This window comes from Erythrobacter longus (assembly GCF_000715015.1).
Lineage (GTDB): Bacteria > Pseudomonadota > Alphaproteobacteria > Sphingomonadales > Sphingomonadaceae > Erythrobacter > Erythrobacter longus.
In genome coordinates this window covers 534056-557545 of the sequence record NZ_JMIW01000003.1, presented here as the reverse complement: position 1 = coordinate 557545, position 23490 = coordinate 534056, and the positions used below count along the sequence as shown (strand labels likewise).

The 23490-nt window shown below is 57.2% G+C and carries 26 protein-coding genes; 5 read left to right on the top strand and 21 right to left on the bottom strand.

Annotated elements, in window-relative coordinates:
- Position 1: 1 nt before the first annotated feature.
- The 7 genes from EH31_RS16930 to EH31_RS09765 all read right to left on the bottom strand — a co-directional run bounded on the left by EH31_RS16930 (position 2) and on the right by EH31_RS09765 (position 4855).
- Positions 2-658, bottom strand: coding sequence for a hypothetical protein (locus EH31_RS16930; RefSeq protein WP_051699126.1), 657 nt, complete (start codon positions 656-658; stop codon positions 2-4).
- A complete protein-coding gene (locus EH31_RS09790; protein ID WP_034959968.1) occupies positions 655-1482 on the bottom strand; it encodes a DsbC family protein in 828 nt (275 codons plus the stop codon). The genes EH31_RS16930 and EH31_RS09790 overlap by 4 nt, the downstream gene beginning before the upstream one ends.
- 11 nt (positions 1483-1493) lie before the next feature.
- Positions 1494-2783, bottom strand: a complete 1290-nt coding sequence (locus EH31_RS09785; RefSeq protein WP_034959966.1) for a TrbI/VirB10 family protein — start codon at positions 2781-2783, stop codon at positions 1494-1496.
- A gap of 5 nt (positions 2784-2788) precedes the next feature.
- The gene (locus EH31_RS09780) at positions 2789-3589 is read right to left on the bottom strand and encodes a type-F conjugative transfer system secretin TraK (RefSeq protein WP_034959964.1); all 801 of its coding nucleotides are present in this window, start codon (positions 3587-3589) and stop codon (positions 2789-2791) included.
- Entirely contained in the window at positions 3586-4149 is a 564-nt protein-coding gene (locus EH31_RS09775; protein WP_034959962.1) for a type IV conjugative transfer system protein TraE, read from the bottom strand. Before EH31_RS09775 ends, EH31_RS09780 begins: the two co-directional genes overlap by 4 nt.
- A gap of 1 nt (position 4150) precedes the next feature.
- On the bottom strand, positions 4151-4435 hold the full coding sequence (gene traL, locus EH31_RS09770; protein WP_034959961.1) for a type IV conjugative transfer system protein TraL: 285 nt from the start codon (positions 4433-4435) through the stop codon (positions 4151-4153).
- An 87-nt stretch (positions 4436-4522) separates the two neighbouring features.
- Positions 4523-4855 (bottom strand): hypothetical protein, encoded by a 333-nt coding sequence (locus tag EH31_RS09765; protein ID WP_034959959.1) that lies wholly within the window; start codon positions 4853-4855, stop codon positions 4523-4525.
- Positions 4856-5212: 357 nt separating this feature from the next.
- Here EH31_RS09765 and EH31_RS09760 point away from each other — a divergent pair, with 357 nt between their 5' ends.
- The gene (locus EH31_RS09760; protein WP_034959958.1) at positions 5213-5560 is read left to right on the top strand and encodes a hypothetical protein; all 348 of its coding nucleotides are present in this window, start codon (positions 5213-5215) and stop codon (positions 5558-5560) included.
- 27 nt (positions 5561-5587) lie between these two features.
- Here EH31_RS09760 and EH31_RS17865 read toward each other — a convergent pair whose 3' ends face one another.
- Complete coding sequence (locus EH31_RS17865) at positions 5588-6205, bottom strand: hypothetical protein (RefSeq protein WP_206742022.1); 618 nt, start codon at positions 6203-6205, stop codon at positions 5588-5590.
- Positions 6206-6242: 37 nt separating this feature from the next.
- On the opposite strand from EH31_RS17865, the gene EH31_RS09750 reads away from it, so the two are divergent.
- Complete coding sequence (locus EH31_RS09750) at positions 6243-6518, top strand: hypothetical protein (RefSeq protein WP_034959956.1); 276 nt, start codon at positions 6243-6245, stop codon at positions 6516-6518.
- Positions 6519-6656: 138 nt separating this feature from the next.
- Here EH31_RS09750 and EH31_RS09745 read toward each other — a convergent pair whose 3' ends face one another.
- The 10 genes from EH31_RS09745 to EH31_RS16920 form a co-directional block, all read right to left on the bottom strand.
- Entirely contained in the window at positions 6657-7331 is a 675-nt protein-coding gene (locus EH31_RS09745) for a PepSY domain-containing protein (protein ID WP_034959954.1), read from the bottom strand.
- Positions 7332-7402: 71 nt separating this feature from the next.
- Positions 7403-7777, bottom strand: a complete 375-nt coding sequence (locus EH31_RS09740) for a copper-binding protein (protein WP_241765888.1) — start codon at positions 7775-7777, stop codon at positions 7403-7405.
- A complete protein-coding gene (locus EH31_RS09735) occupies positions 7756-10923 on the bottom strand; it encodes an efflux RND transporter permease subunit (RefSeq protein WP_034959952.1) in 3168 nt (1055 codons plus the stop codon). The genes EH31_RS09740 and EH31_RS09735 overlap by 22 nt, the downstream gene beginning before the upstream one ends.
- Positions 10920-12413, bottom strand: coding sequence for an efflux RND transporter periplasmic adaptor subunit (locus EH31_RS09730; protein WP_034959951.1), 1494 nt, complete (start codon positions 12411-12413; stop codon positions 10920-10922). The genes EH31_RS09735 and EH31_RS09730 overlap by 4 nt, the downstream gene beginning before the upstream one ends.
- A complete protein-coding gene (locus EH31_RS09725) occupies positions 12410-13645 on the bottom strand; it encodes a TolC family protein (RefSeq protein ID WP_034959950.1) in 1236 nt (411 codons plus the stop codon). The genes EH31_RS09730 and EH31_RS09725 overlap by 4 nt, the downstream gene beginning before the upstream one ends.
- A 677-nt stretch (positions 13646-14322) precedes the next feature.
- Positions 14323-15027 carry a methyltransferase domain-containing protein gene (locus EH31_RS16925; RefSeq protein ID WP_051699125.1) on the bottom strand — a complete coding sequence of 235 codons (705 nt, stop codon included), beginning with the start codon at positions 15025-15027 and terminating at the stop codon, positions 14323-14325.
- Entirely contained in the window at positions 15020-15781 is a 762-nt protein-coding gene (locus tag EH31_RS09710; RefSeq protein WP_034959947.1) for a MauE/DoxX family redox-associated membrane protein, read from the bottom strand. The genes EH31_RS16925 and EH31_RS09710 overlap by 8 nt, the downstream gene beginning before the upstream one ends.
- A gap of 114 nt (positions 15782-15895) precedes the next feature.
- A complete protein-coding gene (locus EH31_RS09705) occupies positions 15896-17257 on the bottom strand; it encodes an APC family permease (protein WP_051699123.1) in 1362 nt (453 codons plus the stop codon).
- Positions 17257-17442 (bottom strand): hypothetical protein, encoded by a 186-nt coding sequence (locus EH31_RS09700; protein ID WP_034959946.1) that lies wholly within the window; start codon positions 17440-17442, stop codon positions 17257-17259. Before EH31_RS09700 ends, EH31_RS09705 begins: the two co-directional genes overlap by 1 nt.
- A complete protein-coding gene (locus EH31_RS16920) occupies positions 17439-18119 on the bottom strand; it encodes a DUF2231 domain-containing protein (protein ID WP_051699121.1) in 681 nt (226 codons plus the stop codon). The genes EH31_RS09700 and EH31_RS16920 overlap by 4 nt, the downstream gene beginning before the upstream one ends.
- A 99-nt stretch (positions 18120-18218) precedes the next feature.
- On the opposite strand from EH31_RS16920, the gene EH31_RS09690 reads away from it, so the two are divergent.
- From EH31_RS09690 to EH31_RS09680, 3 genes are read left to right on the top strand one after another with little or no spacing between them, the layout of a single operon-like run.
- Positions 18219-18515: a hypothetical protein gene (locus EH31_RS09690; RefSeq protein ID WP_034959945.1), complete on the top strand. Its 297-nt coding sequence runs from the start codon at positions 18219-18221 to the stop codon at positions 18513-18515.
- Positions 18516-18518: 3 nt separating this feature from the next.
- Positions 18519-18953, top strand: a complete 435-nt coding sequence (locus EH31_RS09685) for a Spy/CpxP family protein refolding chaperone (RefSeq protein ID WP_034959944.1) — start codon at positions 18519-18521, stop codon at positions 18951-18953.
- Positions 18954-18959: 6 nt separating this feature from the next.
- On the top strand, positions 18960-19520 hold the full coding sequence (locus EH31_RS09680; protein WP_034959943.1) for an RNA polymerase sigma factor: 561 nt from the start codon (positions 18960-18962) through the stop codon (positions 19518-19520).
- Between the two features lie 322 nt (positions 19521-19842).
- Here the strand turns inward: EH31_RS09680 and EH31_RS09675 are convergent, their stop codons facing one another.
- The 3 genes from EH31_RS09675 to mobF are packed head-to-tail and all read right to left on the bottom strand — an operon-like array spanning position 19843 to position 23489.
- On the bottom strand, positions 19843-20052 hold the full coding sequence (locus tag EH31_RS09675; RefSeq protein ID WP_034959942.1) for a hypothetical protein: 210 nt from the start codon (positions 20050-20052) through the stop codon (positions 19843-19845).
- Complete coding sequence (locus tag EH31_RS09670) at positions 20042-20452, bottom strand: hypothetical protein (RefSeq protein WP_034959941.1); 411 nt, start codon at positions 20450-20452, stop codon at positions 20042-20044. The genes EH31_RS09675 and EH31_RS09670 overlap by 11 nt, the downstream gene beginning before the upstream one ends.
- A gap of 10 nt (positions 20453-20462) precedes the next feature.
- A complete protein-coding gene (gene mobF, locus EH31_RS09665) occupies positions 20463-23489 on the bottom strand; it encodes a MobF family relaxase (RefSeq protein ID WP_034959939.1) in 3027 nt (1008 codons plus the stop codon).
- Between the last annotated feature and the right edge of the window lies 1 nt (position 23490).

The window sequence follows — 23490 nt, the reverse complement described above, 5'->3', positions numbered from 1 at the left end:
TTTACTCCACGGTGCCAGGAAAAGGGGTGGCCTGAAGGCGCGCCTTCTGCTGAGCGGACAGGCGCTCCTTCACCTTGGCCTCGATTTCCTGGATGGGATTGGGCGCGTCAGCAGAAGCGACCGAAATGGTGGTTTCATCGCTCGCGGGCGGAAGCGATGCACCGGAAACGCTGGGCGCGATTGCGAGAAACGGAGGCGCGCTTTCAGCAGCGGCCAAAAGACCGCGATTGCGAGACGATTGAGCGCCGCGCTGGGCCATCGCATCCATCGCATCACCGCGCCCTGGCAAACCCGCTTGGGTTCGTATGACACGGCGAGCGTGAGACACTCCCGATGCATCGGTATATGCGGGGAATACGACGGACAGCTCATAACTCGGCGCAGGCCGTGAAACCGCCGGAGTATTCGCAGCCGCGATGGTGTGGACAGGCGTGTCGATGCCATCGTCCATCTGGTACGGACCAACGGGATTAAGCAAATCGGTTGAACTGGTCTCTTCGATCCTTGCAAGCGCATTGTCATCGATCACGGTCGAGGGCGCACAAACACCATTGGGGGCGTCGCATCGGAAGCTGCCGTTGATGTTCGTGCCGAAAGTCGTGCAACCTCCAAGAGCTGCGGCGAGTGCTGCAAGCGCGATAATTGACTTCCTTGTCATGACGCATTCCCTTTGATCCAGTTTTCGAGGAATTCGCGGGGGCGGTAGCCGTGAACCACAGCGCCATCCTCGCGTACGATGACAGGAGTGCCGGTGAAGCCGTGCTGGCGTGCAAAGGCTTCATTGGCATCGAGGCCCGACGTGTCGCAGTCGCCTCCAGTGGTGATCGACCCGCCATCATAGGCTTGATTCACCGCGCGCTTTTTGTCCGGCGAGCAAATCACCGCTTCGGAAATTGGGCGAGTGCCGAGGACAGAGATCGGACGCTCAACCACTTTCACATCGAGCGTCTCAAGCGTCTCGTGAAGACGCTTGCAGTACCCACAGCGAAAGTCGCTGAAGACAGTTAGCGTCCTCGAACCTCGCCCCCTTGTGACGGCACCAATCTTCGGTAAGGCAGCAAGCGCAGCAGGGTCGACTTGCGCGTCTATCTGCGAGGCTTTGGCTCCCTGCTTCGGTGTATGCTGATCCGTGTTGGGAGCAGCGCCCCCTCCCCCGACCAGCATATCGGGATTCATCTCGAGGAGACGCGCGGCGGTAAGGTCCTGCTTGGTTTCCATGTCATAGACACGGCCGATGATGAGATATCGTGCGCCTTCGTCGACATAGAATAGGTTCTTCTTGGCCTGGACCTCGCACACGCCATCAATTCTGGCGCAATCAACGGCCGTGATCTCGGTCTTGGGCAACCGCTCGGCGAGCGCCTTGGCCACGTTCGTGTCCGTTGGAGAGACGAGCGCCGAGGCGGCCAGAGCAACCCCGCTGCCTGCAGCGAGGATGGCTATCGCGGCGGTAGTCTTAGCCAGTGGCGTGAACTTCTTCATCACATATCTCCTCAGTTGCGAATAAATGTGCCGTCGAGGAACACGACCTCGACTTCGGCCCCGGTTGGCATCTCGACCACCGGCTGATATTGCTCGGCGCGCTCGATCAGATATTCGGATAAGGTGTTGCCGGCATTGGCCGCGCCGCCGCCGATTGCCTGAATGCCCACATCCTCCACCGACGGCAGAACGGGCTCGTTGGCGATACGCGGGATCTGGTTGGCGCCTTGGAAGGCGTTGCCGACGCCTCCGAAGAGCCCCGCGATAAAGGCTTGAGTAGTTAAACCGCCTTCACGGCTCACGACCCGTCCGCGAACCCCCACCTTGCCGCCGAAGGCGATGAAGCCTTTAACCTCGGAGACCGCAAACCGCCCGCCCGGCTGCGCACAGGTCATGCGCTGGAGTTTGACGTAGACCTTCTCACTCGAGAGATCGCCATAGGCCGCGCCATTGACCATGCAGCCCTGCACGCGGGTGGCGAGGAGCTTCCCTTCCCCATAGACCGAGCGCGCTGGCCCCGTGACACGCAGCAGGACCGGCAGAGGGTCGCTCTGGCTGCGCGTATTCGTCGTGGCATCTACCCCGACCACCACGGTCGCCTTCGCGATCGAATTGGGCGGGAGATAATTGGGAGAGTCTGTATAAACGGCAGGTGAGTTCGAGGGATCGATGCGCGATGCTGTCCCATCCTCAGCCGCGAACGACACCATCTGGACATCGTTCGAGCGGCGAGGCGGCGTTGGCGCCGCCGCAGCAGCACCTTGAGCGGGGGGCACACCCAAGGCCTGCGCGGCGGCGACCGGACCCGGCGCTGTTGGCCGGGCGTTCCCGCGCTGCACCTGTTGGCGCAGCTGCTGGTTTTCACGTTCATAAGCTTCCAGCACCCGCTGGCCGTCCCGCGCCATCTCCGCATTGGCGCCTCTGAGCTGTTCGACTTCGCTCTTGAGCTCGGCCAATTGAGCAACTTGAGCTTCCGTTCCTTTGACGCGAGTGTCGAGCGTATTGATCTCACCCTCGTACATCGCGACCCACTCTTGATCGACACGCTGACGGTTCATCAAGGCATCGGTCGACACAGTTGTTTCCGTGCCATCGGCCATCGCCTCATCAATCGTGTCATCGGTGTCGAGGACATACATCGCGCCAGCGATCGCAATCACACCGCCCAGACCGAGCATCAGCATTTTCTGACGCTTCTGAACTTGTGAATTCTCGGCAATCGAGCCCGTCGCATCAAGCAGATCGTGCTGGTCGACTTCGGCCCCATCGAGGTTCTTTGGTTTACGCTTCAGAAAATCCATGAGCTTTACTTTCCTGAGGGGACCACGACGTAAGCAGCAGTAGCCTGCCCGCTCTCGAGGTTTGGATTGGAGATCGTGACGGCAATCGCGCCATCGCCCGCGATCAGCTGCTCATTGAGAATGAGAGGAGCCTCGCCGGTGTTTTCGATGCGCAGCACTTTGCCTGTCATCGTCGGGCTTTGATATTCTGTGATCAGCTGGACCTTGAGGTCGCCGACATTCACCGGAGCTCTCGGGGCATCGCTGATGTTGAAGCCTGTGACAGGACGTTGCTCAAACATCGCCCGGACAAGGCCGACAGCGCGATCTTCAAGAGGCGCAAAGGCCTGAAGCGTTTCAGCCGGGGCTATAGGGTTCTCAACGTCCGCATTTGCGACGAAAACCTGAAGAGCGCCCGCCCCGACTATCCGACAATCGAACTTGTAGACGAAGCCCTTCTGGGTGGTGCCAAAGAAGGAAATGTTGGGTTTGGAATAGCCCTGCGGGACCGAGAGATAGAGATCACCACGCGTTGGCTCGTGCACGATGGAGAAGTCTTCGCTCGGCACCCCCGACTGGACGCGCGAAACCGATACGAATTGGTCATCCTTTAGCGCGATGCGCGTAAGATCAGACTTCGATGCCTGGCAGTTAACCTCACCGTTATCTACCGCAAGAATGTGTTCCTGGGCAGAAGCTGGAGTTGCCGCAAATGCGAGAGCGCTGGCAATCATTGCCGTGCCGCTCAGACGGGCGAATTGGCAATCGATGCGCGATGCAAGCATGCTTGCTGAGGCGATCACAAGTGACGAGACAACGAGGTTCATTTGTCCTCTCCCTCTTTCACGACCACGCCAAAGCCTTTGAGGCGAAGCGACACGCCGGTGTATTTCCAATGGAATTCGAAAATCTTGTGTTCGCGGCGCACATCGCGTGATCCGACGATCGTATGGAGGACGCCGCCGACCTGGCTTGTGAGACCTTCAGGATCGGTCTTGATCCAGTCGATCGTCACGAACTGGGTGACCTGCGACCCCTGCTGCTCCTGCATAATCTTCATCAGATCGGCTTTGAGAGCCCCGCGCGATTCCGGCGCAGCTATCTTGACGATCCCATCGAGCCAGTACTGAAGCGTTTCAGGTGAACGATTGAGCGCAAGCTGCGCAGTGTCTCTGGTAACGGCTTCGAGGTATTCTTGAGTGACAGCTGAAGAGCTGAGCGTCATTGTGCTCGGAAGGATCGGCTGCAGCACAATCTCCCGGTCCCGGGTCGAGGCTGCCGTGAACATCACCACGACCAATATACCGAGGACGACGCAGATCAGCGCCAGCAGATTGCGTTGTTTAAGCGTCTTTTGAGACGTCTCGTGTGCAAGAGAAAGTTCCATATCAGCCCGCCATCACGCGAAGATGAGATGGCGGAGCGACTTTCAGACCGAAGAATTCCCCTGGCAGATGCCAGTAGCCAAAATGCAGCACCCAATACATCGAGCGCCCGGCTTTAAGTTTGCGATACCCAAACCACGCAGCGATGGCCAAGATAAGGCCGATTACGATATGCTGTGCGAGAATTCCCCACGCGAACGGAATGACCATCACGAGGAATTCGTCGAGCGTCCAAAATCCGATTAACTCCGGATCATCAAGATGCTTTGGGATGGAATACTGGTCCAAAAGTCAGCTCCGCCAAAAAGGAAGGTGGCCGTCATCCGCAAAGCAGTCAGCAGCGCACCACCAGTTGGTGAAAGTCGGATCGCCAGATCAGACCGTTCCGGTGATCGTCGACGTGACGATCGGCACACCGGTGCCAGCGCCAACGCCGACACCGACCGGAATGGCGATCTGACCCATCGAAAAGCGACCTGAAGCGAGCGCAACGATCCCGCCTGCAAGAGACAAGACGGTAATGATCTTACCGCCCGAGCCTTCCAGGAAATTCGTGAACGTGGTCAGAGCTGTATCGAACGTGGTGTCGGTGCCGGCCATTGCGGCATCCACGCCCAGAACGCTCATACCAGCGGCCGCGGCTGCGGCGACGGCAAGAGTAGAGCCGGCCTTTTTCAATTCGGGCTTTTTCAGAGCAAGTGCATTCATTGTCTTTCCCTTCTGGTTTGACGAGAGACGCTAATGGCGTCGCAATCAAAAGGGCGACTTCGACAGTTTTTTCTCAACCCGTTCGTCTCAACAACTTGCGTTTGAATTGTCCGAATCACTATTTTCGAACCCGGTTGGTGCTGAAAAACGAACCACTTGGTCTCAATGGCGTAGCCAAGTGGTGTTGTATTCAGAGCTGGGTGGTCATGAATACCGATCCACGTGGGTACTATTTGTGGCCACGTGGCCTGCGGGCATAACCAGCATGAAGATTTTTCGAATCGGCTGCCTCGACCAGAGATAGGTTAGGTGCGAAAGACGCTTCCTCAAGAACGATAAGATAGGAGGAACTCGCCAATGGCCGCCGAGCCGAGCGTCAATCACAAGCTTATGGTCAGCAGAGAGGGTCTCGAGGTCATGGCGGAAGCCGTAAAGGCTCTGACCCTGCGAGAAGAGCGCTTTCAAAGGCTTAGCGACGTCATTACGACCGCTCTGGAAACAGTGGAACCCGAGAGCGCAGCGCTGCCTGAAGGCTTCGGGGAAGACCCGCCACTGGGCGGCCCAATTCCTATCAATCTGAGACTAACCAAGCGTCTCAACAAAGAGCTCGACATGTTTCGAGCCAGCTTGTGCGAGCGCGGTATAAGCCATTGCGGTGTCAGGGAAACGGTCATCTACTGCGCAATGCAGATCGCAACAGAGTAAATTTTTCCTTGCCAATCCCCTCTAAACTTATCCACAGTATGCATGTGCATAGCCTGTGTATAAGGAAGGATCATGTATCAGGGGCCAGGGAGTGTTGAGGAAAAATCGTGCGCTCAGGTGCACCGTGAAAATGCCATCCTCATAAGGTTTCAAATGAAGAAGCAAGGCGTCAGCATCAGATGCCTCGTCAATGAGGGGGTTGTTAAGAGCAGCCACCGCCATCGGTTCTACGAGCGCATCGAGCAAGGCAAATTGGAGTTCGATGAAGTCGTAAGGCTTAGAAAGAGACTTAGGATCGACCCGGTCCGCGCAGAGATCGCGATGCGTTGCTTTGAAAGCCCGGAATCGTATGAAGATCCCTGCTGTGAAACCACGGCCCATGTGGCGACTGCTTTGGCCGTTCAGCTCTTCGAAGTGATGGCGGCTTGTGAGGGGGAATTCGAGCCCTTGAGAGAAGGACTGTGCCAGGGTCTTGCCAAGCGGGCGACGACTGCGATTGCCGAGAACCATGCGCGCATCGAGGCCCAGCGCGAAGCTATTGGTGATGCCGACCGCGCGTTGAGGTAACTGCCGAGCTCTACCGGCACGCAACCACGGAATGCCTACAAAACAATCAAGCGATCCGCCGCCGTTTTCGAAGTTCACGGACGACAAGGGGCGCAGATTTCGGTACGTCCCGGATATGAAGCACGACTCCCTGATCGCCTGGACCTCGATCTATATCGCGGTTGGTATCATGGCGCTGATCTGCGCCGTCCTGTCTGTGCTTGTCACTGCGGATGATTGGCGCACTGGTCGATGGCGTCCCGCACTTGAGACTGGCCTCGACAAAGCGTTGTTCCTGCCGAAAACCTGGCTCAGATGGCAAGCGAACTATATGCGCGGGGCGCCGGTGATCATCGCGATCGCGGTTTATTATGCCTCGGATGTTGGCTTCCAAGTCTTCTCGGATCTTTGAGAAGTCTGCAATTGAGAACGAAAGCGCCGAGTCTGGTAACAGTTCCATTCGTGAGGTTGGGCACCGTAACCAAAACTGACCGCTCCTGACCCTATCGCCTTATTCCTCAGACAACTCGCTCGTTCGCTCTTGGCTCGCCTATTTGGCAATGACGCGGGCTTTGCGCCTGCGAAACATGAGAATGCATCCGAGAATACTTGCGGCGACACCGAGTGCGGCGAATAGAATTAGTATCGGGTGGCTCGTGTCCTCTCGCGTGCGCAAATCCATGATGTGAAGCCCCCACATGAAATCAAATGCTCGCCACCAGCGTGTGCGGACCGCCTCGATCTGACCTGTATCGCGACCGACATAAATATGCGTTCCATCGTCCAGAGTAAGCTGCCAGACGGACAGCTGACGGCGGAAGTCAAAAGGTACTTCATTGGACTCGAATAGGCGCACGGTACTCACATCGTTTCCACCTACAATCTGTTCGGCGACGATTGACCGAGCTCCAGCTTCGTCAACTGACGGCAGAGGGACTTCGTTTTCCAGGTCAATTCGGGTAACGCTTCCATCGAGCGCGGTCAGCATCGCAACCGCTCGCCCATTCTGCATGTAGGCGCGCATTTCTTTCACCGGGTGATCGATCTCTGGGACCATATGGGACGGCAAAGAAAAGGCGGGCTGATCAGAGGCAATGCGCAGATGATTGCCACGCACCTCCTCGATCGGGCGAGCGGCCATAAACAGGCCGCTCACCATCCACATCAAAATCGGAATTCCCACCAGCCAACCTAGCCAGATGTGCCATTTGGCGAAGCGCAGCATCACGGGTTTTGGCAATTTGGCATCTCCATTCCTAGGGTTGGCACTTGGTGGGCCAGCTCACTTGCCCTTGATCATTGCACTGTGATCGAAGTGACTGTGTTGCCTTCTTCGCCGGTGCTGAATTCGAACGTGACAGTGTCGCCGACTGCGACGTCGCCGCGAACTTCCTCGGTGGCGTCAAAAGCCATGACCATCTCGGGCCATTCGAGCTCTGGAACCGCCTCATGGTCGATCGTAACTGTGCCTGCTTCGGCGTCGATGGCAGTCACAGTGCCACTAGCGCTCGCCGTCTTGAGGGTGACGCCTTGTTCCATGCCGTCATGCATGCCTGGCATGGAGCTGTCGTCCATTGTCATGCCTTCGTGCTCACCCATTTCTGCATTGCTGTCGCACGCTGCCAACATCAATGGGGCAACCATTAGGGTTAAGCGGGTTGTGTAACGCATTCTTCTTCTCCTTCGGATTGTGATGGCCGTTCAGGCCGGGGGCGCCGCATCAAGAGGTAAGCGGCGGGTAGTACGAACATGGACAACAAGGGCGCGGTGATCATGCCGCCGATCATCGGCGCGGCGATCCGGCTCATAACTTCAGAACCTGCCCCCGTGCCAACTAGGATTGGGAACAGGCCAGCCAGAATGACGGCAACGGTCATCGCCTTCGGCCGAACGCGAAGAAGCGCGCCCTCCCTAATAGATTTGGTAACGGATTCCGCAGTTGGCTCACCGGAATGTCGCTCCATCGCGGCCTTTAGATAGATCAGCATCACGACGCCGAACTCTGCTGAGACACCGGCAAGGGCGATGAAGCCGACGGCTGTTGCGACCGACTGATTGTAGCCCAAGAGATACAGCAGCCAGAAACCGCCTGTGAGGGCGAACGGCAAAGTTCCCATAACCAACATCGCTTCATCCACACGGCGAAAGATCAGATAAAGCAGCAGGAAAATGATACCGAGCGTCGCCGGAATGACGACCTGCAGACGCTCATAGGCCCGGGTGAGATATTCGAATTGCCCTGCGTATGAGAGGCTTACCCCTGCGGGCAAATCAACGCCGTCTGCAACGGCAGCCTGCAAGTCGCCCACTACTGAGGCTAGGTCACGCCCGCGCACATCGACATAGACCGCACTGACAAGGCGGCCCTGCTCGTTCTTAAGCATTGGAGGTCCATCGCTCACGCTCACCCGCGCGACCGTCCCGAGTGTGATCTGCTGTCCACCGGGGGTCAGCACAGGAAGGGCGCTGATTTCTTCCACACTGTCGCGGATTTCGCGAGGATACCGAACGTTGATTGGATAGCGAGCCAGCCCCTCGACCGTGCGCCCAATATTCGCCCCGCCTATGGCTCCGGAGACGATCTGTTGGACATCGGCAATATTCAATCCGTAGCGGGACGCCGCGACCCGATCGATGTCTACATCGATATAGCGCCCGCCAGATAGACGCTCTGCCAGCGCCGAGCTAACGCCCGGGACCCCTTTGGCAACATTCTCGATCTGAAGCGCCACGCGTTCGATTTCCGCCAGATCTTCACCGGAGACCTTGACCCCGATGGGGCTTTTGATCCCTGTGGCCAGCATATCGATGCGGTTGCGGATTGGAGGTACCCAGACATTGGCAAGACCTGGAACCTGCACCGCCCGGTCCAACTCCTCGACGAGCCTTTCAGGCGTCATACCCGGACGCCATTCCTCACGCGGCTTGAAGCGGATGGTGGTCTCGAACATCGTGAGCGGCGCGGGGTCGGTTGCCGTATCTGCGCGGCCAGCCTTGCCGAATACGGTCTCGACTTCGGGCACCGACTTGATGAGCCGGTCAGTCCGCTGAAGAAGTTTCGACGCTTCTCCAGGAGACAATCCCGGGAGGGCGCTGGGCATGTAGAGCAAGTCTCCTTCATCAAGAGGAGGCAAGAATTCACCGCCCAAGCGGCTAAAGGGGATCAAGGCAGTGAGAAAGACCAGCACTGCGATCACCAGCGTTGTCTTTGGGCGGCTCATGACCCAGTCGAGGCCAGGGCGGTAGGCCGCTGTCAGCCACCGATTGAGGATATTGGAATCTTCAGATGGTATCTTACCCCGGATCAGCCATCCCATCAGAACCGGAACAAGGGTCACCGACAGGATCGCTGCCGCCGCCATTGCGTAAGTCTTGGTGAAGGCAAGCGGGGAGAACAGGCGTCCCTCTTGGGCCTGCAGGGTGAACACCGGCAGGAAGGAGAGGGTAATGATCAGCAGGCTAAAAAACAAAGCAGGCCCAACTTCTTTCGATGCGTCAGCGACCAGCCGCCACCGTTCACCAGACGACAGCTCGGAATCCGGATTGTCTCGTTCCCAATGTTCAATGTGCTTGTGCGCATTCTCGACCATCACGATCGCTGCATCCACCATTGCTCCGATGGCAATCGCGATACCGCCCAGCGACATGATGTTTGCATCGACACCCTGAAAGCGCATCACGATAAACGCGGCGAGGATGCCCAATGGCAGAGTGATAATCGCAACCAGGGCAGAGCGCATGTGCCAAAGGAAGAGCGCGCAGACCAGCGCAACGATAATGAACTCGGCAATCAGCTTACTGGTCAAATTGCTGATGGAGGCATCGATCAGTTGTGAACGGTCATAGGTCGTGACGATCTCGACCCCTTCAGGCAGACTCGCCTGCAACACTTCGAGTTTCTCTTCGACCGCTGTAATCGTAGCGCGCGCGTCTTCGCCTTGGCGTAGGACAATGATGCCGCCCGCGACTTCGCCTTCCCCATTCAATTCCGCGATCCCGCGGCGCATTTCAGGGCCCAGCTGGACCGTCGCGACATCAGAAAGGGTGACTGGAATCCCATTGCCGACCGTCTTCAGCGGGATATTACGAAAGTCATCGAGACCTTCGATATAGCCCGACGCACGGACCATGAACTCGGCTTCCCCCATTTCTACAACGGATCCGCCGGCTTCCTGGTTGGCTGCCTGAATCGCACGCACGACCTGACTGTGGGTGACACCAAGTGATGCCATCCGATAGGGTTCCAGCACTACCTGATACTGCTTCACCATTCCGCCGACACTCGCTACTTCGGCGATGCCGGGAATGGTTTGAAGTTCGTAGCGCAGGAACCAGTCTTGCAAGCTCCTTAGCCCTGCAAGATCGTTGCCTCCGGTCCGGTCGACCAGAGCGTATTCATAGATCCACCCTACCCCGGTCGCATCCGGCCCAAGCGCGGTGGTTACGCCCTCTGGCAGTTCACTCTCGACTTGGTTGAGATATTCGAGAACGCGCGATCTTGCCCAATAGAGATCGGTTCCGTCTTCAAAGATGATATAGACAAAGCTATCGCCGAACATCGAATAGCCGCGCACAGTCTTTGCTCCCGGAACGGAAAGCATGGTGGTAGCCAGCGGATAGGTGACCTGGTCTTCGACGATGCGCGGAGCCTGGCCTGCATAGTTCGAACGGACCACGACTTGTACATCTGACAGGTCTGGAATCGCATCCACGGGGGTCGCACGCACCGCCCAGAAACCGGCGAGCGTGACAGCGATTGCGACCAAAACGATGAAAAACCGATTGGCGATCGAGAGGTCGATAATCCGGGCAATCATCGGCCAACCTTCCTGATCGACACAATGCGCGGTCCGGTATCGTGCTGTGTGAAGGTGAATTCGACCTCGTCTCCAACCTCTATTTCGCCAGCCAGCGACGTTTCATTTAATTCGAAGGGCATCACCATCGTGGGCCAATTCAATTCCGGCACAGGAGCGTGATCCAGCGTTATCTTATCTCCGGCGATTTTGGTCACACGGCCCGTGGCCTTGTAGCTCTTGCCAGCCTGTTCGTTTTTGGACGCATCAGGCATGACCCCATCGATCGAACGGATTTCGATGCCTGAAAGACTTGCTTCGGAATCGAGCAGGAATTGACCCGAGGTCACGACCTGTTCGCCTTGTGCCAGACCTGCGAGAACTTCGGTTTGGCCATTCGCTTCGCGCCCGATCTCGACTTCTGCGGGAAGAAATGCGCCCTCATCTTGTTTTAGCATCACGATGTTGCGGCGCCCGGTGCGGATGATCGCTTCGGACGGGACAAGCAGAGCGCGGCGGGTGTTTGGCGTGAGGGAGACCCGCGCGAACATACCAGGCTTAAGCCTCCCGCGAGAATTCGGGAGCTCGGCTCGCACGGTGAGCGTTCGGCTTGCGGTATCTGCGCTTGGCAGGATCGCAATGATCCGGCCTGCAAACTTTTCGTTCGGAAACGCTGCCAGAGAGGCGCTGACGGTCTGACCTTCGCGAATGTCTGCTGACTGTGCCTCAGGAACGGAGGCCTCCAACCAGATTGGTGAGAAGCCGGTTATCTCAGCGAGGGTTTCTCCTTCCAAAACAGTCATTCCGGGGCGCACCCCCAGCGAGGTGATTGCGCCTCCCGAAGGCGCGGTAATGGTTATGACCGTCTGAGCACGGCGCGTTCGTTCTACAGAGGCGATGATGCCCTCGGGCATGCCGAGCAAATGCATCCGTTGCCGCATCGCATCGGTAAGCGCTGCGTCGCCCGTATCGAGAACAGCGAGGTACTCACGCTGTGCGCCGCCCCAACTGGGAACAAGGATATCGACCAAAGGCGCGCCTCGGGCGACTACGTCGTCCTGTGCCAAGCCATAAGTCCGCTGAACGTAGCCTCCGGCACGCGGTTGCACCAAGGCAACACTGCGGTCGTTATAGGCAAGCGTGCCCGATACAACTATCTCTGGCTCAAGGATTCCAAAATCGGCTGACGCGGTGCGAATGCCGAAATTCTGGACCAGCCCTGGATCAATTTGAACGCCTGCCGTAGCAGACTCGCCCGCGCATTTCGGGACCAACATCATATCCATGAATGGAGATTTGCCTGGCTCATCGAAGCGCTGTCCGGGAACCATGGGATCGTACCAATAAAGCACGTTCTCGCACTCGCCCTCAGCGACGCCGTCTGACATGACTTCGCTCTGACCGCCAAGCGTGGAAAGGCCATATCCGGCAGCTAGGCTCACAAGCGCGATGGCCGCCATTGCGCCGTAAGCACGCTGCTTCGGCGTGAAACGTTCTTTCTCGTCGGTCATCGCCGTGCCTCCCCATAATAGAGTCTGATTTTTACTGCCATTGCGACCGTGGTGGCCTCTCGCTCGAGAATCTCCAGATCGAGCAGCGCGAGATCGGCTTTGGCCGAAATGACATCAATGAGATCGGCACGCTCAGCGGCGAAACTGGCGGTTTCGAATTCCACTCGGCTGCGTGCCAGCGGTAGGAGCTCATCTCGCGCTCGCTCCCATTGACGCTGGGCGCTTCGCCAAGCGGCCAAATCCGTTTCAAACTGAACCTGCAGCGCGCGCAAACGGTCCGCGCGTTCAGCCTGAGCAGCAGCGGCGCCGGCTTCGGCGGCCCGGATGCGAGGTTGTTGTCGCTTCCCAGTGAAAATTGGCAGAGTTACGGATCCCATAACCGACAGGGCGTCACCAAATCCAGGGTCGCGCCGGCCATAATTGACGCTCACACCAAAATCGGGTCGCAATGCAGAGCGAGCAAGGTCAACCCCCGCTTCGGCGCGGCCGCTCTCCGCATCAGCCAATTGAATTTCCGGGTTAAGCTCAAGCAGGCTCAGCAGAGCTTGGCGGTCAACCTCGAACGTGGGAGGGCTGCCCGAAGCCGAGGGTTCACTGATATTTGTAAAGCTCGCAAGTGCGGCCTGCGCCGCGTCCTGTTCCGCGTCGATCCGCGTAACGGCATCTTCAATTGCGAGAAGTTCGCGGCGGATGGCCAAGCTTTCGGCAGGCCGCGCAGAACCCGATGCGACAGCGGCATTGGCGACGGGCAAGAGCCGGCGCAAATCGCTTAGTGCCGTATGCGCCAATGCAAGTTTTTCCTGAGCGTAATGGAGGTCGACCCAGGCCAGTGCGGTTGCGACGTCGATCCTGCGTTCTGCAACCCCCAGTCGTACTTCCGCAATGCGGATATCAGAGCTCGCGACACCCAGCTGTGCTCTGCGCCTTGCCAGGTTTGGTATTGGTTGTTCGATCCCCACGCTGATCTGTGTGGGGAGCTGGCGATCCAGTTCGAAGGCGACCGGGCCGGTCACCGGTAGATTGGCAATTCCGCCGCGCAGAATAGGGTCTGGAAGCGCGTCTGCTGCTTCTGAGGCTTCGCGCGATCCCCTAACACGCATTTCACCGGCCTGTAAAAGCGGCTGATCTTCCCGCGCAACGCGCAAGGCCTCTTCATATGCAAGCGGCTGCGCAAATGCGATTTGTGTTGGCAATAGAGCCGCCAAAAGGACTCCGCCTATGAACCATCTCATGGAATATTCTCACTCGAAAGGAATGCCGCGCGCCAGCAAGCTGAATGATGCAACTAAGGGTGCATCGATACGCTCGGGCGGCACTTAGAAAGGGCGCAATGCGCCGCTATTCTCTTCAATCGAGTTAGAATCGGGGCGGCGGATAGTCCGGTGAGGAGTGGCAGCTCAGGAGCTGTGCATCACCTTCGGAAATATATCGAAGACGGTTAGCGAAGAATTCGTCAGTGATCCGCGTAAATTCGCTGCCCAAAAAGACTGGTGCAGCCGCATTCATTGATACCAAACAAGCCAGCGACATGTCCTCGCATTGGCCATCCGCGGCGTCAGAATGACCAGCATGCTCTGATCCTTGCGAAGCATGGTGTTTCATCTTCGCACAATCCATTGCCGACATCGTCTCGGCTTGCGGCAAAGCCGCAGCCGGAACGGAAATCTGAAACAACAAGCCAACGCAAAGCGCGATATGGGCAAGGCAACGGGTTATACGCATAAGTTCCTGTTAATCTGATTGACGCGGATGGGCAAGAACATGTCGTAAACATGTTTACCCTTCTGGTGCGGTACCTTCGAAACTGATTTCAGCACTATAGGTCCACAGAGCGCCAGAGAGCTGGCGTCTGAAGAGTGATGCAGTCGCGAGTGGAACAATATGGCCGCGGATGAGGGCGCTGATAGCATCATTCTGCACGCGCCGTTCCAGGTTCCCGGCTAATCTTGCGACAGACTGACCAGTAGAAGATCCCTAGCCAAAAGTCCTGCCGCCGATCTTGCTCAAGTGCCTGCGCCGCCGCTTTATCGGGCCGAATTGCGAGGTGTTTTCGCTCAATATCGCATGGCTTGTTAATCCAGATGCCGAGGCGCACGAGCCAGTCGGGCCAGTTCTCGGGTTCCTGAGAACCGAGAAGGCCCAGACGTGTACCCATAGGCATCTTGTTAGAAAAATCTTCGACGATGCGCTCCGCACCTGGCACGATATCAAGACCGAAAGTCGAAATCGCCGCGCTCATCGTCAAGGGTGGATCGTAATCGGCCACATCAGCCTCGATCAGCTCGACGTTTTGCCAACCGTGCCTGTCGATCAGTTCCCGACTGATCGCGAGCATGTTGCGAGAGATATCTATCCCAATGATCCGACCGGTCGCACCAACGCGCTTTTGGAGATCTGCGAAATTTTGTCCCGATCCGCAGCACAGATCGACAACGGTGTCGCCTTCATTCAACCGGAGTGCGTCGATCATGCGGCGGCGTTGCCGGACAACACCGGTGACACGAAAGCCAGCTGCCATGAGCGAGTAGAAGCGTGCTTTGGCGTCGTAGGTTTCGCGCCAAGCGGTAGTATCTTCCGCAATCTCGGTGTGGGAAGTTTCGGAACGATCAGACACTGATCCAACCCAGCGCCTTCGCCCCCATCCACAAGCCCATTCCGATCATGAACAGGTTCTCAGTCAGCGATACGAAGCCAAGCGGCACGTTACTGCTGCCGCCGACACAAGCGCATTTGAGTTCGCGCTTATCGATGTAGACTGCTTTGAACACACTGACTGCACCAACTGTGCCGATGAACAGCGCCAGCGGCGCAGACAGCCAGACAAGAGCGCCAGCGGTCATCAAGAGACCTGCCGCTGCCTCGCCAAACGGATAGACAAACGAGTAGGGCACCCAGCGTTGAGCGAGCAGGTCGTAATTGAGAAACATTGTGGAGAAGCTGCGCACGTCCTGAAGCTTCTGGAGCGCGAGCAAAGTCATCGAAAGGCTTACGAACCATTCGCCAGCGCGAAGGGTGAAAGGTGTGTCGAGGAACGACCAACTCAAACCGAGCGCTAGTAAAAGTGCCACCGCAAAAATGGCTATAACGGGCTGGTAGCTGGTCTCGCCTTCCTTGGGCTGCGTGCGGCTTTTCCCGAAATGCTCACGGACGTCGTCATATCCGCCGATCCGCTTCTCATCGATAAATGTCTGAGGCGTCGTCTCTACGCTGTGTTTTTCCTTGAAGGCGTCGGTTTCCTTCCTGGTGGTCAGGTGGTTGTCTTCCACCTTGAAGCCCTGTCGCTTGAGAAGATCAATCGTCTTGATGCCATAGGGACAGACATGGTCCTCCATAACCATCCGATAGACCTGAGCTGTTTTTGTCGTCATGAAATGCCTCGGTTGCGGTGTTTTGAGTGCCTAAGGATTACAGGGTAGCTGCGAATTGGTTTCACGAAAGACAGGAGGCCCGCAGACGAACGGACGGGTTAGCAGGACCGTCGATCATTCGTCCGCCGCGCCCTGCCCAGTGATTTCTCGGGGGTCTTCTGATTTACGCGACAAGTAGAACCACTCGGCAAGGAAGACTGTGGCAATTCCTAAAGCGGCATAAGCTACGATAGCCGGATCGCTCTTCAATTTCACCGACGTGAAGGCGGCCAGCACAACGGCATCTGCGGCTAATGCAGCGAGAAGGATGCTTGCGCGCGCGCCCACTTCTTCGCGCAGATTGCGAAAGACGCCCCAATGGATAAGCATGTCCATTACGAGGTAGAAGAAAGCACCCAGCGAAGCGATCCGCGAGAGGTCGAAAAGGACGGCAAGTGTTCCGGCGACCACGACCGTATAGACCAGCATATGGCTCCGGATCCCACCCGACATGCCAAAGTGGCTGTGCGGGATCATCTTCATTTTTGTCAGCATCGTAAGCATGCGCGATACGGCGAACACGCTGGCGATGACGCCTGATGTCGTTGCGGCAATAGCGATCGCAACAGTGAAATAGAAGCCCAGCTCGCCCAAAGCGGGCCGCGCAGCGGCTGCCAGCGAATAGTCACGCGCCTTGGCAATGTCTTCAATGCTCAGACTTGAGCCAACAGCAATCGCGACAAGAAGATAAACGACGATGCAGACGGCGATCGAAATCATGATCGTTCGGCCAACATTCTTGTGCGGATCGACCAACTCACCACCGCTATTGGTGATGGTGGTGAAGCCCTTGAAGGCCAGTATAGAAAAGGCGACCGAAGCGAGCAGGGCTTCCGCTCCAGTCATTGAGACCGTTTGCGAAAAAGCGCCGGAAGAGAAGCCGCTAGCCCATATGGCAGCTACGGCGAAGAGGACGATCCCGCCTATCTTGATCGCAGACATTACGACCGAAAAACCGCTTACCGATTTGTTGCCGGCGGCGTTAACGAGGTAGGCGAATACTATGAGTGCCAATGCTGCCAGAGAAACCAACCAACCAGTAGTTTCGAGGCCAAACGGACGGAGCGCGTATGTGGCGAAGGTTCTGGCAACAAGGCTTTCATTGATAACCATCGATAGAGCCATCAGCAAAGACGCCGATGCCGCTACCACGCCAGGCCCATATGCCTTCTGAAGGATCATCGCGATCCCGCCAGAAGATGGCCACTTGTTCGACATCTTGATGTAGCTGTAGGCCGCGAGCGACGTTACCAAAGCGCCCGCAACAAAGGACAGCGGAAACAGGGGGCCGGCAAGTTCGGCAATCTGGCCTGTAAGCGCGAAAATTCCAGCGCCAATCATCACGCCAGTTCCCATCGCAACGCCGCCCAAAAGGCTTATCGATTGCTTGTCGCTAGTCTTGTCGCGGTGCTCGCGTTTAGGCAAAGTGTTCCCCATTACTCATATTCGTGGAAAAAGAGGGCGCTAATGGTTAGTACGATAGGATAAGTGTCGCCCCTCAAAAAAGATGCCTGTTCACGAGTCAGCAAACCGATGGCTGAGCCATAGAATGGTGTCGGCGAGCCTTTGCCAAAAGCGGGTGTGAAGGTGGGCGCCTCTTCAGACTTGACGGAATCGCTCATCCGATGATCCCCAGATGGTTGGGGCCACGGGCCATTTCTCCACCATAGTAGCCTTGGACGAGAATGGCTGCGGCGATGATCGCCAGCAAAATTCGCAGACGTGTACGACCGCCATCGCGGACTGCTAGTGTCCAAGCCGCAATGCCAAGGACCGCAATGGCCGTCCCATTCCAGCGATGAATTGCGAGATTGGACGATTGATCGTCGAGCCTCCAGCCTCCTGCAAACCAACCAAAGAGGACCGCGATGATTGCTCCGATCGTTCCGAAGGCTAGGAGAAGTCTGACAATTGATTGAAGGCTAACACTCGGAGACCATTTCATCGCAACCTCTGCCATTCCCGCAAGGAGAAGCAGCGCGATTGGAAAATGGACGACTGCGGGATGCAGCCTCGAAATCAAATCACCGAAAGACGACAGTCGATTTTCCTTGATCCTTTGCTGCATCACCTGCGCCGGCGTCATTGTTTGCGCGGGATCGGCAACATTCGGGTCAGCCCCGGGGGATGCATCATGGTCGACGGTGTGCATGTCCCCGACGTCGGTCGGACCAGCTTCCATCATTACCATCTCTTCATCGGACATATTCTTCTTATGCGCCTCGTGCGCGCTGATCGGCACGGCAAGAACAAGCGCGACCAGAAGGGCAAAGATGCTGAATTGAGAGGTTTGTCTCATACCGTCTCTACGCACGCACCCGTTCTACCCCTCAAAAAATTCTAAGGGCTTGAGAGCAGTAGCGCGTATAGAAAGGCATCCAGCTACTAAGAGTGTAACATGATCGAGCCTCCATCATTCGACTCCGCCCTTGCCTCTCTTGCCGCCGAGACGAGCGTCAGCCATCCCGAAGGCTTCATGGATGGGGTCTGGCAACGAGCCGGGCAGCTTGGAGAGATTGCTGATCGGCGGCGGCGCGCTGCGCTCTTTTCTGGCCTATTTATAATAGGACTGGGTACCGGCGTTGGCACAACCGCGTGGCCAAACGGTCTCGTCTCAAGTCCTCAAGTTGCTGCATCTGATTTTGACACAAGTCACACGTTGTCTCCGTCAGCGCTTCTCGAAGGCGGGCATTAAACCTTGAAAACACACCATATAATATTCGCCGTACTGCTTGCCGCATTGGCAGGTTGCCTGGGTTCGCTTGCAGCAGGCCAGTGGTACGCAGACGAGCGCACTGGCGGTCTGCACCAATTCGTGCACGATGAATTGGAACTCTCAGCCGAGCAGTCTTCCAAGCTCGATGAACTCGAATCCGGTTATGCAATCCAAAAGGCAGAGCTCGAGTCTTCGCTTCGCGCATCTAATGCGCGCCTTGCCAAGGCGATGGAAGCAGAACACGATTACGGTCCGGCAGTTGGCGCGGCTATCGATGATGTGCACGAAAAGATGGGAGCACTGCAGAAAGCGACAGTGCGTCACGTTTTCGATATGCGCGAGTTGCTCAGTTCGGAACAGCAAGAGCTATTCGACCGGCAAGTGTCACAAGCTCTGACACGCAGTCCACGCGACTGATCGTCGGTGTCTTCAACTGAAGGCAATAGCCCGCCGAAGCTAGTGCAGCAGGCAACGCAGGGGAGCCGAGCAGCCTTCAGCAAGCTGGTTGAGCCACATCTTGGCCGCTTGATAGCGCTTGCTACGCGGATGGTGGATTCCCAGCATTCAGGCGAAGACGCTGTGCAGGATGGCCTAGCATCGGTGTGGCTCGCAAGGCATCGTCTCGACCCGGACCGGCCGATTGGACCATATCTAACAACGGCGGTGCTCAACAAATGTCGCGACCGGCTAAGAGCGAGGAAAGCCAAACGCTTTTTCGGCGTTGAATCGTCAGAAGGTGCCGCGCTCATTGGGGACGAGAGACCTAACCCAGAGCATATAGCCGCGGACCGACAAGAGCTAGATTTGCTCCGAGCCGAGATCGAACGTCTACCGATCCGATTGCGCGAAGCGCTCGTACTGGTGAGCATAGACGGGCGCAGTCAGGCCGAAGCTGCCAGCCTGCTTGGGGTTAGCGAAAAAGCCATCGAAACCCGCGTTTACCGAGCTAGGCAACGCCTGCGCAAAAAGTTCGACCAAATCTGAGGGCTATCCGTGGCACCTTGCTCAAGAAATCCTGCCTCCGGTTTCTTCACTAGTGCAGCGGTTTCGCTGAGCGGTCCGTGAGCAGCGATAGCATCATTTCGAACCTCTTCCTTTGATGGCGGATCAAAGGATGTTCGCTTTTCGCAATGTACTCGTGCGTCAGCGCACTCATCTTGCAACAGTTTTGCGCTGCTGCCGGCGATGCGATCATCTCGTCGGCAAATGTGAGGCGGCCATCGATTTCTTCACCCTTGGATAATTCCTGCCAGAAGGCCGTAGTTGTTTTTGATAGTCTTGCGACCTTGATCGATGTGAGCAGCCATCAGCGCCAAAATCCGTCGCGTCGCTGCCCGTATCGATTGTCGTAACCTTCGCTCTTGTCGTATGAGCTCTTTCGGATTCCGACCTCGACACGGTCGCCTCCAAGATTCCGGATGTGCAGATCTCGCAGGTCCACCTTGTTGCGATGCGCCCAGTCTTTCGCTTCGCGTTCGCTGCCGAATGTTCCGGCGTCTTCATAGTCAAATGCCATGGTTTGATTCTCCTTCAGGCTCGATTGTTGGCAAGAGATGTTTTGGGAAGACCGCGCAAACGCGATGTTTTTCGACCGGTGCTGCGAGTTTCGTGATGAGGTTGACGAAGGTGACCGCTAAAGACCCCACCATCACGGCCATGAGGATGGCAAGACCCAGCGCTGCGCATTCTGCGGTCACCTGTTGGTGCGATGCGGCTTCTCGTTTGTCGGCGCATCCTTGGGCGCCATGCACGCTCGCATCGCACACGACATAATCCTGCCCCTCCACTGCGTAGGCGATTTCCTGCAGACCGGCGTGCTCTACGATGCTTGAGAGTATCGGCTCATTGGCGTGCGGCTCGGCGAAGGTCCTACCTTCTGGTTCGCCTTGCGTCGCGCGTTGTGATTGGTCGTTCATCGTGGTCCTCCTATCGACTGCGTTCGATGTTGCGTTCGGGAAGCTCGATCTGTGGTAAGGCGCGCAAACTGTCGCGATCGACGCTGGGTAGCGGTGATAGCTTGTCTTCGCTGCTCCGCAGATGGTCGGGAATCTTCGGATGAAAGTCGCGAGCCGGTCCGCCCTCTTTGGGCAGTTCGACCTGCTTCTCGCCAAGCGTTTCAAGCGCGCTGGTCTTGTCGCCTGGATTGCGCCCGATCTGGGCGAGCAGTCGCTTTTTGTCATCTGTGACGATCGTGATGTCGTCGCGCACACGGGTCATCATCACCAGCGCCAACCGTTCATTTGATAGGTAACGCGCGGAAGAGTGCATCTCGCCGATCGCCATGTCGCGTGTGTCGCCTTGTGCCTGATGCATATTGAGCGCGTAGGCGAGCCCCATGCGTTCAAGCATCCGGTCGTCTTGTTTCAGCTCAACGGTGTCGCCATTTCGGTTTTCGACGGTGACAACGCCGTCCTTGATTGCGAGCACCTTGGCTTCTTCGGACTTCATCAGCTTGCGGGCGTCGTCCTTCTCGGTCCAGCGCACCTTGTCGCCTTCAAAGATTGTTTCTTCGTGCTTTTCGGACAAGCGCAAAGCGTCTCGCTTGTCGGCAGGATCGATGCTGGACGGGTCTAACCTTTGGAGTTTCCCGTTTTCGTCGCGCAGCAGAACTCGGTCTTGTCCATCGACCCCTTCAACATCGTATCGTCCTCGCAGGAGATCGCCCGGAGCCTTATGGCGCATTACCTCCAGGAGCTGCCCCTCTCGGTAAGTTCCGGGATAGCGCAACTCTTCGTGGGTGGCATGGGCTGGGAGAAGCGTGGTCAGTCTAAGCCCCTCACCGGTGACCTTGCCTTCTGCCCTCAGCCCGTCTTGCACCATTCGATTCAGGAGTGACCGCGCGTCGCGACCCGACGAATAGATTGCGGTGCGATCGCGGTCTTCCGGTGAAAGATCGAGCCATGTCTTGGCGGTCACTTCAAGGTGGTCTTTGCCCGCCTCGACAACCCTCTCTCCAAGCCTCTCGAAGCTCTCTTTGAAGTTTCCGGCGCGGGCGAGCCCTGCAGCTTCCTTCATATGCTCTGTGCGCTGCCGCAGGCTTGTATCGAGGCGCGCCATCGCCGGATTATCGGCTTGGATGAGCGAGAATGATTTGCCCGCCTCGATCGGCTGCAGCTGGGCTCTGTCCCCTATCATGATGAGTTTTTCGACGCCGAGTTTGTTGGCGATGGTGAGGAGATCGTTCATTGGCTTGTTGGCGACGAGCGAGGCTTCGTCGAGGACGAGTATCTTTCCCTCCAACGCTTCGCGAGAGGCTTCGTATCGTGGTCCTGACCCGTGAAGCGCACCGCGCAAATGCTGGTTGATGAAGGACGAAACGGTCCTTGCCTCGATGCCGCCCTCGACGACCGCGCCTCCTGGATTGCGTATTTCGGTGTCGTTGCGAAGGTCGCTGACCATCTTGTTGGCAAAGGAGAGGCCAATTACCTGCCTGCCTTCCTGATGCGCGACACTTGCAACGGCCGAGATCAGCGTCGTCTTACCCGCTCCTGCGACCCCCTGAATGACGACGGTGCGGTCATCGCTTGATAGCGTAAGCGTGCCGGCCGCTATCTGCTCAACATTGAGTTCGCGGCTCCCGGACACCTCCTTAAGCCGCCCCGGCGCTTCGGACGCATCGATCATCCCTGGACTGGCGCCCTTGCCGGCCGCGACATTGCTAAGCGTCGCACGTTCGATCATTTGGTGTTCGGGCGTGGTGTATTTCTCAATCGCCTTGTCGAGCCGCGTGGTGGCGCCCTCGAGCATCTTGCCTTCATGAATGAGGCTGCGCATGCGCGCCTCGACACCGTCAGCGGTGACACCTTTGAGGCCCACGTCGAGCGCCGTCTTGACCAGCTCGCCTTGGGTCCAGGAGGTTTCACGCTCCCCGATGATCCGAACGGCGGACGCCGTCGCCATCTCAGTTCGCAACTGTGTGGGGGTGAGCAGCGTCCTTTTAAGGCCGTTGGTTGTCAACTCGTCCGCTGGGCGGGTGTATATTTTCGCTGTCTCGCGGATTGTCTTGATAAGGGTCTGGACGTTCGCGGGTGAACCCAGCGGTCTCTCCCCCGCACTGGGCGCTCTGGCTTTTGCTGCCGCGACAAGCTCTTTTGCATTGAAGCCCAGCGCTTCTGCGCGCTCTTTCCATTCGGTGCGCAACAGCTGCTTGTCGTCAGCATTTAGCTTTGGGTCGCGGGTCATTTTCGTGATTCTTCGAAGGGCCTCTGGGTCATTTTTCGCTTTCCCCTGTTTCTCAGCTTCGGCGAGAATGTCCTGGCGCCGCTGGCTAAAGGCTTCGATGACCTCGCGCGAGACGCCTTTGATTTCGAACTGGCCGTGTTTCCCGGTGATTTCGGTCTGGTATCCCAGCCTTTCCAAATTTGTCCTGAGAGCCGCGTTGTAAATCGATCCGAGCACGGAATTGTTTTTCCAGATTTCTGTGTTCCAAAGTGCTCTCCAGTTGCCGTCTTTGTCTTGCGTCATCGCCGCGATCACGGCGTGGGTGTGGTTCTGAGGATCGAGCTTGCGGCTCGTATCGTGTTGGAAAAGAGCGTAGAGCAGCTTCCCGGTTTTGATCGGTTCCCCTTTCGGATTGCGCGAATAGTCTCTCGCTTCTGCAAAGTGCTTTTCGAGGTAGCTCATCACGGATTTAACAGCCGCGTGTTGAGCTCCGAGCACCCTCTTGTCGCCGCCCAATTGAGCCATGAGGCTCGCTGACTTGGGCATTGAGAATGTCAGATCGATCCCCGCGCGCCGTTTTTCACTTGCGTTGACAATCGTTCCATCCGGGAGCTTTCCGTCGAGGACCTTCTCGAAGTCTTCCTTTGACACCGGTCCTAATAGTCCAAGTGCCTCAGCACCCTTCCCTCCCCACTCGCTCAGCTCTGCCGGTCCATCGCCAACGTAGTAATCGTCCTTTGCGAAATAGTTCGCTGCGCCGCCGGCAGATGACACGGAAGCAACCGACAACATC

Coding starts and splice junctions, on each gene's coding strand:
- EH31_RS16930 (WP_051699126.1), bottom strand. CDS start 658: ATGACAAGGAAGTCAATTATCGCGCTTGCAGCACTCGCCGCAGCTCTT.
- EH31_RS09790 (WP_034959968.1), bottom strand. CDS start 1,482: ATGAAGAAGTTCACGCCACTGGCTAAGACTACCGCCGCGATAGCCATC.
- EH31_RS09785 (WP_034959966.1), bottom strand. CDS start 2,783: ATGGATTTTCTGAAGCGTAAACCAAAGAACCTCGATGGGGCCGAAGTC.
- EH31_RS09780 (WP_034959964.1), bottom strand. CDS start 3,589: ATGAACCTCGTTGTCTCGTCACTTGTGATCGCCTCAGCAAGCATGCTT.
- EH31_RS09775 (WP_034959962.1), bottom strand. CDS start 4,149: ATGGAACTTTCTCTTGCACACGAGACGTCTCAAAAGACGCTTAAACAA.
- EH31_RS09765 (WP_034959959.1), bottom strand. CDS start 4,855: ATGAATGCACTTGCTCTGAAAAAGCCCGAATTGAAAAAGGCCGGCTCT.
- EH31_RS09760 (WP_034959958.1), top strand. CDS start 5,213: ATGGCCGCCGAGCCGAGCGTCAATCACAAGCTTATGGTCAGCAGAGAG.
- EH31_RS09750 (WP_034959956.1), top strand. CDS start 6,243: ATGAAGCACGACTCCCTGATCGCCTGGACCTCGATCTATATCGCGGTT.
- EH31_RS09745 (WP_034959954.1), bottom strand. CDS start 7,331: ATGCTGCGCTTCGCCAAATGGCACATCTGGCTAGGTTGGCTGGTGGGA.
- EH31_RS09740 (WP_241765888.1), bottom strand. CDS start 7,777: ATGCGTTACACAACCCGCTTAACCCTAATGGTTGCCCCATTGATGTTG.
- EH31_RS09735 (WP_034959952.1), bottom strand. CDS start 10,923: ATGATTGCCCGGATTATCGACCTCTCGATCGCCAATCGGTTTTTCATC.
- EH31_RS09730 (WP_034959951.1), bottom strand. CDS start 12,413: ATGACCGACGAGAAAGAACGTTTCACGCCGAAGCAGCGTGCTTACGGC.
- EH31_RS09725 (WP_034959950.1), bottom strand. CDS start 13,645: ATGAGATGGTTCATAGGCGGAGTCCTTTTGGCGGCTCTATTGCCAACA.
- EH31_RS09710 (WP_034959947.1), bottom strand. CDS start 15,781: ATGACGACAAAAACAGCTCAGGTCTATCGGATGGTTATGGAGGACCAT.
- EH31_RS09705 (WP_051699123.1), bottom strand. CDS start 17,257: ATGGGGAACACTTTGCCTAAACGCGAGCACCGCGACAAGACTAGCGAC.
- EH31_RS09700 (WP_034959946.1), bottom strand. CDS start 17,442: ATGAGCGATTCCGTCAAGTCTGAAGAGGCGCCCACCTTCACACCCGCT.
- EH31_RS16920 (WP_051699121.1), bottom strand. CDS start 18,119: ATGAGACAAACCTCTCAATTCAGCATCTTTGCCCTTCTGGTCGCGCTT.
- EH31_RS09690 (WP_034959945.1), top strand. CDS start 18,219: ATGATCGAGCCTCCATCATTCGACTCCGCCCTTGCCTCTCTTGCCGCC.
- EH31_RS09675 (WP_034959942.1), bottom strand. CDS start 20,052: ATGGCATTTGACTATGAAGACGCCGGAACATTCGGCAGCGAACGCGAA.
- EH31_RS09670 (WP_034959941.1), bottom strand. CDS start 20,452: ATGAACGACCAATCACAACGCGCGACGCAAGGCGAACCAGAAGGTAGG.
- mobF (WP_034959939.1), bottom strand. CDS start 23,489: ATGTTGTCGGTTGCTTCCGTGTCATCTGCCGGCGGCGCAGCGAACTAT.